The sequence below is a fragment of the Streptomyces sp. DH37 genome (assembly GCF_029813835.1).
Classification (GTDB): Bacteria; Actinomycetota; Actinomycetes; order Streptomycetales; family Streptomycetaceae; genus Streptomyces.
The window spans coordinates 16,152-28,077 of sequence record NZ_JARVKV010000079.1; the positions used below are offsets into that span (position 1 = coordinate 16,152).

Consider the following 11,926-nt stretch of genomic DNA (forward strand, 5'->3'; position numbering starts at 1 on the left):
CCACGGCTACCGTCCCTCCTCTGCGTGCCGGCCGGCGCGCCGGCCGGCGCCGGGGCCGGCCTCCAGCAGTTCGGCCAGGTCCGCCACGACCACGTCGGCACCGTGGTCGCGCAGGTCCCGCGCGCCGGCGGGCCCGGCCGTCCGGTCCACTCCGACGACCAGGCCGAAGCCGCCCCGGCGGCCGGCCTCGACGCCCGCCGGTGCGTCCTCGACGACGGCCGCCTCCCGCGCCGGCACGCCCAGGCGCCGGACGGCCTCCAGGAACACCGCGGGGTCCGGTTTGCCCGGCAGGCCCAGCCGGGCCGCCTCGCGGCCGTCCACCACGGCGTCGAACACCTCCGGCACCCCGGCGCCGGAGAGCAGTTCCCGCGCGTGCCGGGAGGCGGATGTCACCGCCATGGGCGTCCCCTCGCGGCGCAGGGCGCGCAGCAGCCGCAGCGTGCCGGGCCAGACGCGGACGCCGCCCTGCCGCAGGGCGGCGGTGAACAGCCGCTCCTTGCGGGCGGCGACGGCCCCCACGGTGCCGTTGCCGGGCGGGTCGCCGGGCGTGCCCGGCGGCAGGTCCAGCCCCCGCGAGGCGAGGAAGGCGGCGGCGCCGTCCAGACGGGACCTCCCGTCGACGTGGCGCCGGTAGTCCTCCCGGACGTCGAACGGGCGGAACCGGTCCGGGTCCTCCCCCGCCCGGCCGTCCGCCCCCGCGCGCGTACGTTCGCGCCACTCGCGCAGGCAGTCGTCGAACGCCTCCTTCCAGGCCGCGGCGTGGAGCCGGGCGGAGTCGGTGATCACTCCGTCGGTGTCGAAGACCACGGCCCGGACGGCGCGCAGGCGGCGGGCCGGCACGGCGGTCGCCGGGTCCTCCGGCTCCGGGTGCCGCGCTCCGGCGGCGGGAGACGACATGGGCACTCCGTCCGTTGGGTGGTGTCCGTCGGGCCGGCGGGTCGGGGGGCGGCGGGTCAGATGTGCTCCGGCACCAGGGCCACGGGGCAGTCGGCGTGGTGGATGACGGTGTGGTCGACCGCCCCCAGCTGGAGGCCGAAGTGGCCCTGCCGGCGGTGCGCGCCGACCACCAGCAGGTCCGCCCTGCGCGACTCCTCCAGGAGCACCGCGCGGGTGGAGCCCTCCACGGCGTGCAGGCGCAGGTCGATCCCGGAGTGCTCGCGGGCCGTGGCGCGCAGGGCTTCGTCGAGGTGGTCCATCGCCTCCCGGTGGCGGGCGCCGGACGGGTGCCCCTGGAACAGCGGATGGTCCTCCGCCTCGTGGGCGGGGCGGCGCCAGGTCCGCACGGCGCGCAGTTCGCAGTGCCGGGCGGCGGCCTCGCGGAAGGCGAAGTGCGCGGCGGGCGAGCCGTCCACCCTGTCCCCGACGCCCAGGACGATCCGTCCGTGCCCGCCGGCGCGGGCGGTTTCCCCGCCGCGCACGACGACCACCGGGCAGTCGGCGCGGCCGGCCACCGACAGGCCCACCGAGCCCAGCAGCAGGCCGGCGACCCCGCCCCGGCCGCGGGAACCGACGACGACGGCGGACGCGTTGCGGCCCGCGTGGACCAGCGCCGGTCCGGGCTCCTCGTCGAGGACGTCCGCGGTCACCCGTACGCCGGGCGCGCGCAGGCGGACGCGTTCGACCGCGGCGGCCAGCGGGTCCTCCGGCGCCGGGCCGCCCTCCCCGCGGTCCCCGGCGGCGTGGAGCAGGCGCAGCGGCGCCGAGTGGCGGGCCGCCGCGTCCGCGGCCCAGTCCACCGCGAGCAGGCCGGACTCGGACCCGTCGACGCCCGCCAGCAGGGGAAGCTCCACCACCGTCTCCTTCCCCCGGTCCCTCCCGGCTCCCGCGGTGCCCCGCTCCACCCGGGCGGAGCGGCCGCCCGCCGGTTCGCCGGCCGGTTCCTGGGAACGGTGACCCACATACGGGCCGGTGAAACCCGCGGCGGACGGTTCCGGGCCGTCCGCCCCGCGGCGCGGCTCCCCGTCCGGCCGTGCGGCACGGGGGCGCGCACCGGTCCCGGCCGAGGCGAGGAGGCGCGGCATGCGGATGGCTGTGGGGTCCCGGGGGCGGCGCGGGGCGCTCGCGGTGGCGGCCGGCGCGCTGCCCGCCCTGGCCTTCCCCGCGCCGTCGCTGTGGTGGTGGGCCTACGCCGCGCTGGTCCCGTGGCTGCTGCTGCTGCGGACGGCGGAGAGCGGGCGGCGCGCCGCCGTGGAGGGGTGGCTGGGCGGCGTCGGCTTCCTGCTGGCCACCCACCACTGGCTGGCGCCGAGCCTGCACGTCTTCATCGTCGTGGTGACGGCCCTGATGGGGCTGCTGTGGGCCCCGTGGGGCTGGCTGGTGCGGCGCCTGCTGGCGGACGCGCCGACTCCGGGCCGGGCGCTGGCGGCGGTGGCGCTGGTGCCGTCGGCGTGGCTGGTGATCGAGCTGGTGCGCTCCTGGGAGTACCTGGGCGGGCCGTGGGCGCTGCTGGGGGCGAGCCAGTGGCAGGTGCCGCCCGCGCTGCGGCTGGCCTCGCTGGGCGGGGTGTGGCTGGTCACCGTGTGGGTGGTGGCCGCCAACACCGCGCTGGCGGTGCTGGTCGCGGTGCCCCGCGCCCGGAGGGCCGCCGTGGCCGCGGCCGTGGTGTGCGCGCTGGTCCCGGCCGCGGCATGGGCGTGGACGCCGCTGCCGCGGCCCTCGGGCACGGTCCGCGTCGCGGTGGTGCAGCCGGGGGTCGTCGTGGGACCGGACGCGCGCTTCGACACCGGCGAGCGGCTGACCCGCGCACTGGCGGACCGGGAGGTGGACCTGGTGGTGTGGGGCGAGAGCAGCGTCGGCTACGACCTGGACGACCGCCCCGACCTGCGGGAGCGGCTGGCGGCGCTGTCCGCCCGGGTGGGCGCGCCGCTGCTGGTCAACGTGGACGCGCGCCGCTCGGGCCGGCCGGGGATCTTCAAGAGCTCGGTGCTGGTCGGCGCGGACGGGCCCATCGGGGACCGCTACGACAAGATGCGGCTGGTCCCGTTCGGCGAGTACGTGCCGGCCCGTTCCCTGCTGGGCTGGGCGACGGCGGTGGGCAGGGCGGCCGACGAGGACCGCAGGCGCGGGGACGCGCCGGTGGTGATGGCCGTCGGCGGGGTGCGCGTCGGCCCGCTGGTGTGCTTCGAGTCCGCCTTCCCCGACATGAGCCGGGCGCTGGTGCGCGACGGCGCCGAACTGCTCGTCGCCCAGTCGGCGACCTCCTCCTTCCAGGAGAGCTGGGCGCCGCCCCAGCACGCCTCCCTGGCCGCGCTGCGGGCGGCGGAGGGCTGGCGGCCGGTGGCGCACGCCACGCTGACGGGGGTGAGCGCGGTGCACGGCCCGCGCGGCGAGCCGGTGGGCGAGCGGCTGGGCACCGACCGCGTCGGGTCGGCGGTCCACGAGGTGCCGCTCGCCTCGGGCACCAGCCCGTACGTGCGGTTCGGCGACTGGACCGTCGCCGCCGCGCTGGGTTCGCTGCTGCTGGCGGCGGCCGTCTCGGCGGCGCGCCGGGCCCGGCGCGGGCCGTACGGGGAGGGCCGGCCGCGGGCGCGCGAGGCGGCGGCTACCCGGCCTGCTCCAGCGCGGCGGTGACGACCCGCTCGCACAGCTCGTGGGTGCGCAGGGCGTCCTCGGCGCTCAGGTGCCGCCCGGCGCGCACGGCGTCGAGGAAGGCCAGGGTGACCTGCTCGATGCCGCGCTGGCGGGCCACCGGCACCCAGTCCCCGCGGCGGCGGACGCTGGGCTGGCCCTTGTGGTCGACGATCTCGGCGAGGTTGAGCACCTGGCGCCTGGTGTCCCGCCCGGAGACCTCCAGGATCTCCTCGGTGCTGCCGCTCATCCGGTTCATGACGCCGATCGCGGTGAAGCCGTCGCCCGACATCTGGAGCACCACATGGTGCATGAGCCCGTCCCTGACCCGGGCCCGTACGTCGATGTGGTCGGCCGGTCCGGGCAGCAGGAAGCGGAGGGTGTCGACGACGTGGATGAAGTCGTCGTAGACCACCTCGCGCGGGTCGGCGGCCAGTCCGACGCGGTTCTTCTGCATCAGGACCAGGTCGCGCGGGTGCTCCAGGCACTGGGCGTAGCCGGGGGCGTGGCGGCGGTTGAAGCCGACGGCGAGCGGGACGCGCCGCTCCTCGGCCAGGCGCACCAGCCGCTCGGCCTCGGCCAGGTCGTAGGCGAGCGGCTTGTCGACGTAGGTGGGCACCCCGGCCTCCAGCAGCCGGGTGACGATCGGCGGGTGCTCGGCCGTCGGGGCGTGGACGAACGCCGCGTCGAGGCCGGCCGCGAGCAGCCCGTCGAGGGCGGGGTGCCGCTGCGCCCCGGGGACGCGGTGGGCGTCGGCCGTGCGGTCCAGGGTGGCGCGGGTGCGGGTGTGCAGATGGAGTTCCAGGCCCGGTTGGGTGGTGAGCACCGGCAGGTACGCCTTGTGGGCGATGTCGCCGAGCCCGATCACGCCGATCCTCACGAGGACCCCCTGGTTTCGCCGTCGTCCGGTGTCGTCCGGGGCCGCTCAGGGCGCGGCCGTTCCGCCGCCCCGCGCTCCCCGTGGACCGGCAGCATACGCCGCGCGCGGCGGCTCCCAGTCGGCGATGCCGTCGAGGCTGCGCAGGGCCAGGCGCGGGCCGATCCGGTTGAGGGCGGCGAACGCGGCGGTGCGCAGGGCGCGGGCGGGCGGTGAGGACCAGGTGGTCAGCCGTCCGATCCGCTCGGAGCGGCGTACGACGTCCATGGTGCGCGGCAGGCGGTCGCGGGTGTAGGCGGCCAGGGGGCGGTCGAGTCCGGCGGCGGCGGGGTCGGCGTGGTGGGCGAGGACGACGGCGTCCTCGATCGCCTGGCAGCCGCCCTGGCCGAGGTTGGGGGCCATGGCGTGGGCGGCGTCGCCGAGCAGGACGGTGCGGCCCCGGTGGTAGGCGGGCAGCGCGGCGGCGGTGCGGTACACGTCGTTGCGGAGGATGCCGCCGGGCGGCACGGCGGCGAGCAGGTCGGGTACGGGGTGGTGCCAGCCGCCGAAGCGGCGCAGCAGTTCGGCCCGTTCGCCGTCGGGCGACCGTCCTCCGGCGGGGACGGTGGCGGTGGCGTACGCGTACGCCCGGCCGTCGTGGAGCGGAACGGTGCCCCACACCGAGCCGGGGCCCCAGGTCTCGTGGGCGCTGAAGGACCGCTCGGGCGCGGGGACGACGAAGCGCCAGGCGGTGAACCCGGCGTAGCGGGGGGCGGGGTGGCCGGGGAAGAGGGCCCGGCGGGTGGCGGAGTGGATGCCGTCGGCGGCGACGACGAGGTCGGCGGCGTACTCCTCGCCGGCCTCCGCTCCGGCTCCCCCCTCCCGTCCGCCGCCCGTGGTGCGGACGGTCGCGGGCCGTCCGTCCCCGCCCGGGTCGGCGACCTCGGCCGGGACGCCGGTGCGGACCGTCCCCCGGGGCAGCCGGGCGGCGAGGAGGCCGACGAGGTCGGCGCGGTGGGCGACGACGACGGGGCCGCCGAAGCGCTCGGCCGCCGCGTCCGGGGTGGTGCGGGAGAGCCAGCGGCCGGAGGGGGTGCGCAGTCCGCCCTCGCCCTGCCAGGCGGACATGGCCCGGACGGTGTCGCCGAGTCCGATGACGTCCAGGGCGCGCTGGGCGTTGGGGGCCAGGGCGATTCCGGCGCCGACGGGTTCCAGGGCGGCGGCGCGTTCGAGGACGGTGACCGCCCAACCGCGCAGGTGCAGGGCCGCGGCGGCGGTCAGACCGCCGATTCCGGCGCCGATGACGACGGCTCGGGGCTGGTGCATGGCCGGTGCTCCCCCGTGAGGACGGCAGTGACGGTGTCACTACACCTGTAGTGACGCTCCACAGCCTACTACACCTGTAGTGGGGAAGGTAGATTGACGGGCATGGCTCCGAGCACGGCCCGCACCACCGCACGCGGCGAACTGATCGCCGACACCGCGATCGACCTGCTGGCCGAGCGCGGTCTGCGCGGACTCACCCACCGCGCGGTGGACGAGGCGGCCGGTCTGCCGCAGGGCTCCACGTCCAACCACGCGCGCACCCGCGAGGCCCTGCTGGAGGCGGCGGTACGGCGGCTGGCCGTGCGCGAGGCGCGCGTACTGGGGCCGCGGGAGATGCCGGAACCCGGCGCCGGCCTCGACGCGCTGGCCGAGGCGGTGGCCCTGGCCCTGCACCGCTATCTGACGCGCCACCGCCACCTGGCCATCGCCCGCTACGAGCTGGCCCTGGAGGCGACCCGGCGCCCCGCCCTGCGGGCGATCTACGACCGGGCGGGGACCAGCGCCTTCCGCGAGCCGCTGGTGGCGATGATGGCCGCCGCGGGTTCCACCGCCCCCGAGCGGCACGCGCTGTCGCTGGTCGCCTGGTGCGACGGGGTGATGTTCTCGTGCACGGCGGGGTCCTACCACTCGACGGTGCCGACGTTGGAGGAGCTGAGGGCCGGGCTGGGGGAACTGCTGCGCGGCGCGCTGGGCGGCTGAGGCGGCCTTCCCCGGACCACGTGCCGGGGGCCGCCGGTCCCCGGCCGCCGACGTCCCGCAGGCCGCACCGGGCCACCCGTGTCACTCCTGCGGGGAGTCCCCGGCGGCCGTGCCGTGCGGCAGAGCCGGCCGGGTGCGACGTGTGAGAAGCGCCCCGGTCCTGACCGGGGCCGCCCTGGCGGCGCTCTCGGGATGCGTGACGGTGGCGGGCGGCCGGAGGGGAGCGGGCCGCCGTCCCCGTCCACCGGCCCGGTCCTGCCCGAGCGCGGCGCGCGGCCGCGGGAGACGCCCGGCCCGGCGCGGGAGGCCCTGGTCGCGGTGCCGGGCGGTACGGGGCGTCCCGGCCCCGGCGCCGCCCCCTCCCCCTCCGGGCACGGGGCGCCGCCTCCGGCCACTCGCGCCTCCCCGTCACCTCCCTCGCCGTCTCCCCCGTCACCTCCCCCGTCACCTCCCCCGTCACCTCCCCCGCCGGCGTCCCCGGACGGCCCGGCGCCGACGTGTGCGCGCTCGGGGAGGCGTACGGCGGCCGGGCCCCGGGCGGAGAACCGGCCCGGACCTGCCGGGAGGTCTACGGCGACCGATCCGGCGGTCCGCCGGGGGCCGCCGCCAGCCGCAGCGCCAGCCTCTCGATGGCGGCCCTGACGCCCGCGCCGTAGGCGTCGTCCGGCAGTTCCCCCGCCGCGCCGCGGGCCCGGGCCAGTGCGTGCCGGGCGGCGGCGTGGTCGCCGAGCCCGGCGTGGTCGGCGGCCAGGTTGAGGTGGAGGGAGGGGAGCAGGGAGCGCACGGCCGCACGGTCCCCGGTCAGCGCCTCGGCGGCGGCCAGCGCGCGCCGGTCCCACTCGAGTTCGGCGGCGGGGTCGTCCTGGGTGTCGGCGAGGTAGTGGGCGATGGCGCAGCGGTGGAAGAGGTCGCCGGTCCCACCGGTCTCCTCCCACAGCCGCGCCAGCCGGTTGCGCGCCTCCTCCCGGTCCCCGCCCCGGTGCAGGATGACCGCCTGGCCGATCCTGGTCGGCAGCGGGCCGTCCGCCGCGCCCCCCGTCTCCCCCGCGTCCCCCGCTCCTCCCGTCTCCTGCCACTGCTGTGCCACGGGCTCTCCTGTGTGGTGGTGCCGGTCCGGCGGCGCGGACGCTCCGCCCCACGCCGTCCCACGACGCTAGCCGCCGCGGGCGGCGACGGCGCTCAGGCGCCCTCGGCCGTGTCCCGTCCGTACCTGCGTGCCAGCGTCCGCACCTCCTCCGCCACCGCCGCGCGCAGTTCGGCGGGGCCGAGCACCTCCGCCTCCGCGCCGAGCCGGAGGAGGTCGCCCACCGCCACGGGGGTGCTCTCCACCGGGAGGACCACTCTCCTCCAGCCGTCCCCGTCCGGCTCGCCCGCCTCCCGGGCCGCCCGCGCGCCCACCGCGCCGAACCGCATGGGCAGCAGCCGCAGGGCGCGCGGCGAGACGCGCAGCAGTGCTTCGCTCTGCCGCAGGCCGGCCTCCAGGCGGCCGGATACCTCGGCCCAGTACGCCGCGAGGTCGAAGCCGGAGGGTCGCTCGAAGCGCTCGCCCGGCGGATCGAGGCCGAGGATGCGCGAGACCCGGTAGGTGCGCACGCTCCCGTGCGGGCCGGCTTCGCCGCCGCCGTCCGGGCCGGGCGCCGACCGGGCGACGAGGTACCAGATGCCGCCCTTGAGGACGAGCCCGAGCGGATGCAGTTCCCGGTGCACCTCGCCCCGCCAGCGGCGGTAGTGGACGCGCAGCGTCCGCTGCTCCCAGACGGCCTCGGCGACGCGCGCCAGGTGCGGTACGGGATCGGCGTCCCGGAACCAGGCGGGCGCGTCGAGGTGGAAGCGCTCGGAGACGCGCCGGGTGCGCTCGGCGAGTTGAGCGGGGAGCGCGGCGCGCAGCTTGAGCTGGGCGGTGGCCAGTTCGGCGCCCAGCCCCAGCTCGGCCGCGGCGGAGGGCATCCCGGCGAGCCACAGGGAGTCGGCCTCCTCGCCGGTGAGCCCGGTCAGCCGGGTGCGGTAGCCCTCCAGCAGGCGGTAGCCGCCCTCCGGCCCGCGCTCGGCGCAGAGCGGCACGCCGGAGGCGACGAGCGCCTCCGCGTCGCGGTAGACGGTGCGGACGGAGACCTCCAGCTCCGCGGCGAGTTCGGGCGCGGTCATCCGGCCCCGGTTCTGGAGCAGCAGCAGCATCTGCAGGAGGCGGTCGGCGCGCATGGCGCCAGTCTGCCGCCCGTACCTGACAGAAGGTGTCAGGTACGGGCGCGACAGTGGTGGCAGCCGGCGCGGGGAGGGCCCGCGCCACCGGCCCTGAGGAGTTCCATGCCCACGCACACCACCGGCAGCTTCACCTTCGCCGACTGGGAGGAGGAGGTCCTGGCGGAGGCCGAGGGCGGTCCGAAGCTGGCCCGCGCCGTCGTCACCAACCACTTCACCGGGGGCATCGAGGCCGCCGGGACCTCGTGCGCGTACACCATCGCCTACACCACCGGCGAGCCCGGATCGACCGGGAGCTTCACCGGCCACGAGCTGGTCACCGGTGCCGTGGACGGCCGCGCCGGCAGCTTCGTGCTGGCCGAGCGCGGCACCTTCGACGAGAGGGGGACCGTGCGCTGCGCCTTCGAGGTGGTGCCCGGCTCCGCCACCGGCGGGCTGGCCGGACTGCGGGGGACGGGCGGCTTCACCGCCGTGCACGGCGAGCCGTCCGTCGCGTACGCCTTCGACTACGAGCTGGACTGAGCCGGCCCGCCCGCGCGGTCCGGGACGCGGCTCAGGAGCCGAGGTTGGGGATGCACCAGTCGATCGGCGTGTGCCCCTGCGCCGCGATCGCCTCGTCGATCTGGCTGAAGGGGCGGGAGCCGAGGAACTTCTTCGCCGACAGGGGCGAGGGGTGGGCGCCCTGGACCACCGTGTGCCGCTCGGTGTCGATCAGCGGCAGCTTCTTCTTCGCGTAGTTGCCCCACAGCACGAAGACGGCCGGGTCGGGGCGGGAGCTCACGGCGTGGATCACCGCGTCCGTGAACTTCTCCCAGCCCTTGCCCTTGTGGGAGTTGGCCTCTCCGGCCCGGACCGTCAGCACCGCGTTGAGCAGCAGCACGCCCTGCTCCGCCCACGGCATCAGGTAGCCGTTGTCCGGGACGGGGCAGCCCAGGTCCGCCTGCAGCTCCTTGTAGATGTTCCGCAGGGACGGCGGGACCCGCACCCCCGGCCGCACCGAGAACGCCAGTCCGTGGCCCTGCCCCTCGCCGTGGTACGGGTCCTGGCCGAGGACGAGCACCTTGACCCGCTCGTACGGGGTGGCGTCCAGCGCCGCGAAGACCTCCTCCCGGGGCGGGTAGACCGGCCCGCGTGCCCGCTCCTCCTCGACGAACTCGGTGAGCTCCTTGAAGTACGGCTTCTCCAGCTCGTCGCCGAGGACCTTCTGCCAGGACTCGGGCAGCATGGCGTTCACGTGAGACAGACCTCCGGTGTCGGTTCCGCGCGTCGCGCTCGGTCGCGCGTGCACCTCAGAACGTACCGGTGACCGCTGACAGCGGCAGCTCGCGCACGGTCGCCGGCGGTCACCAGCTCTTCTTGCGGTCGAGCTCCCACAGCCGCATGATCGTCGAGGGGTCGATGCTCCACTCCACACCGGCGATGTCCTTGTGCGCGGCGATGTAGAGCTTGCCCTGCCACAGGGGCAGCAGCCGGGCGTCCTCGGCCAGGATCCGCTGGGCCTGGGTGAAGGCGGCGCTGGCGGCGCCCCGGTCGCTCTCCTTGCGGGACCTGGGCAGCAGCGTGCCGGTCAGGACGCTGTCCTCGTACGGCGTGCCCAGGGCGTTCTCCTTGCCGACGAACGGCGAGATGTAGTTGTCGGCGTCCGGGAAGTCCGGGAACCAGCCGCGGCCGAACACCGGGTACCGCCCCTCGGTGACGCCCTTCTGGAACTCGCGCCACCCGCGGCCCTCGAGGGTGACCTCGAACAGCCCGGACGCCTCCAGCTGCCGCTTGATCTCGGCGAACTCCTGCGCGGTCACGGCCCCGTAGCGGTCGGTGGTGTACCAGAGGGTCAGCTTCACCTTCCGGTCGATCCCGGCCTGGTTCAGCGTCCTCTTGGCCTTCTGCACGTCGGGCTCGCCGTACTCCTCGTAGAAGGCGCTGGTGTGCCCGGTGATCCCGCCCGGGACCATGGAGTACAGCGGCGCGGCGGTGCGCTTGTAGACGTTGCGGACCAGGGCCTTGCGGTCGATGACCTGGGCGACCGCCTTGCGGACGGCGGGCTCGGAGGCCGTCTCGTGCTGCGGGTTGAAGACCAGGTAGCGGATCTCGGTGCCGTAGACCTCGTTGAGCTTGATGTCCGGGTGGTCGCTGCGGTTCTTCGCGAAGTCGTTGATCTGGTCGGGGGTCAGGCCGCGGTAGGTGAGGTCGACCTCGCCGCTCTTCAGCTCCCGGACCATCTCGGCCGAGTCCTTGAAGTAGCGGACGGTCACGGCGCCGTTCTTGACCTCGGCGGTGCCGTTGTAGTTCTCGTTTCTGACCAGCTCGGCCCGCTCGCCGTCCCGGTACCCCTCGAGCCGGTACGGCCCGGAACCGCTGATCTTGTCCGACTCCAGCAGCCGGTCGGCCGGGTAGGCGGCGGGGTCGACGAGGGAGGCGGCGGGGGTGGCGAGGACCAGCGGGAAGGTCGCGTCCGGCCGCTTGAGGTGGAATATGATCGTCCGCTCGCCCGAGACCTCGATGCGGTCGATGCTCTGCAGGAGCTGGGCGGGGCCGGTGGGCGCCTTGATGTCGAGGGTGCGCTCGAAGGAGTACTTGACCGCCTCGGCGTCCAGCGCGTTGCCGTTGGAGAACTTCAGGCCCTTCTTCAGGACGCAGCGGTAGACGCTGCTGACGGCGTCGGTGAAACCGCAGCGCTGGGCGGCGTCGGGCTCGGGGGTGCCGCTGGAGGTCGGGAAGTGCAGCAGCGTCTGGTAGATGTTCCGGTACAGCTCCCACGAGCCGTCCCAGGCGCCGGCCGGGTCGAGGACGCTGGGCGTGCTCGTGGTGCCGACCACGATCGCCTCCTCGCTCTCGCCCTCGCCGATCAGCGTGCCGCATCCGGCCAGCAGGGTCGCTGTCACCAGCACGGCTGCGCCCTTCAGAGGCTTGTCCTGGCTGAACACTTGCACGCTCCTCGGTCGGCGATGCCACTGGATGCCACTAGATGTGCCACTGGGTGTGCCACTACTGCCTGGGTTGCTGTGGGGGGATCCGTCGGCCGCCGAGGCGGAGCGCACGCCACGGTGCGGTGCGCGTGCCACCGCACGTACGGCAGGGTCTCAACGGGCCTGTCGTGCCGACGACGTGGCAGACCTTACCGCAGCATATGACGGAGCTGACAGGCTCCTGGACCCGGTGGGATCAGGGCTTCCTCCGACGCCGTCCGGGACGCGGCGCGCTCCGGCGCCGGACGGCCCGTGGCGGGCGGTCCGGCGCCGGAGCGGTGTCCGCCGTGACGCGCGCCGGACGGCGCGCGTC

The 11,926-nt window shown here is 76.3% G+C and carries 11 protein-coding genes; 3 read left to right on the top strand and 8 right to left on the bottom strand.

Annotated features, from left to right (window positions below; all coding sequences use genetic code 11):
• Positions 1-6: 6 nt before the first annotated feature.
• Positions 7-897: an HAD family phosphatase gene (locus QC029_RS27235; protein ID WP_279558477.1), complete on the bottom strand. Its 891-nt coding sequence runs from the start codon at positions 895-897 to the stop codon at positions 7-9.
• Between the two features lie 56 nt (positions 898-953).
• A complete protein-coding gene (locus QC029_RS27240; RefSeq protein WP_279558478.1) occupies positions 954-1,790 on the bottom strand; it encodes a universal stress protein in 837 nt (278 codons plus the stop codon).
• Positions 1,791-2,019: 229 nt separating this feature from the next.
• On the opposite strand from QC029_RS27240, the gene lnt reads away from it, so the two are divergent.
• Complete coding sequence (gene lnt, locus QC029_RS27245; RefSeq protein ID WP_279558479.1) at positions 2,020-3,570, top strand: apolipoprotein N-acyltransferase; 1,551 nt, start codon at positions 2,020-2,022, stop codon at positions 3,568-3,570.
• Here lnt and QC029_RS27250 read toward each other — a convergent pair.
• Together QC029_RS27250 and QC029_RS27255 are read right to left on the bottom strand one after the other, a co-directional pair.
• Entirely contained in the window at positions 3,542-4,447 is a 906-nt protein-coding gene (locus QC029_RS27250) for a Gfo/Idh/MocA family protein (protein ID WP_279558480.1), read from the bottom strand. The genes lnt and QC029_RS27250 overlap by 29 nt on opposite strands.
• Before the next feature lie 45 nt (positions 4,448-4,492).
• Entirely contained in the window at positions 4,493-5,749 is a 1,257-nt protein-coding gene (locus QC029_RS27255) for an FAD-dependent monooxygenase (RefSeq protein WP_279558481.1), read from the bottom strand.
• Positions 5,750-5,851: 102 nt separating this feature from the next.
• On the opposite strand from QC029_RS27255, the gene QC029_RS27260 reads away from it, so the two are divergent.
• Positions 5,852-6,448 (top strand): TetR/AcrR family transcriptional regulator, encoded by a 597-nt coding sequence (locus QC029_RS27260; RefSeq protein WP_279558482.1) that lies wholly within the window; start codon positions 5,852-5,854, stop codon positions 6,446-6,448.
• Between the two features lie 568 nt (positions 6,449-7,016).
• On the opposite strand, the gene QC029_RS27265 is transcribed toward QC029_RS27260, so the two are convergent.
• On the bottom strand, positions 7,017-7,463 hold the full coding sequence (locus QC029_RS27265) for a hypothetical protein (RefSeq protein ID WP_279558490.1): 447 nt from the start codon (positions 7,461-7,463) through the stop codon (positions 7,017-7,019).
• A gap of 164 nt (positions 7,464-7,627) precedes the next feature.
• Positions 7,628-8,647 carry a WYL domain-containing protein gene (locus tag QC029_RS27270; protein ID WP_279558483.1) on the bottom strand — a complete coding sequence of 340 codons (1,020 nt, stop codon included), beginning with the start codon at positions 8,645-8,647 and terminating at the stop codon, positions 7,628-7,630.
• Between the two features lie 105 nt (positions 8,648-8,752).
• Here QC029_RS27270 and QC029_RS27275 point away from each other — a divergent pair, with 105 nt between their 5' ends.
• A complete protein-coding gene (locus tag QC029_RS27275; RefSeq protein WP_279558484.1) occupies positions 8,753-9,169 on the top strand; it encodes a DUF3224 domain-containing protein in 417 nt (138 codons plus the stop codon).
• Positions 9,170-9,200: 31 nt separating this feature from the next.
• Here QC029_RS27275 and QC029_RS27280 read toward each other — a convergent pair whose 3' ends face one another.
• Positions 9,201-9,872, bottom strand: a complete 672-nt coding sequence (locus QC029_RS27280) for a uracil-DNA glycosylase (RefSeq protein ID WP_279558491.1) — start codon at positions 9,870-9,872, stop codon at positions 9,201-9,203.
• A gap of 118 nt (positions 9,873-9,990) precedes the next feature.
• Complete coding sequence (locus QC029_RS27285; RefSeq protein ID WP_279558485.1) at positions 9,991-11,571, bottom strand: ABC transporter substrate-binding protein; 1,581 nt, start codon at positions 11,569-11,571, stop codon at positions 9,991-9,993.
• Positions 11,572-11,926 lie beyond the last annotated feature (355 nt).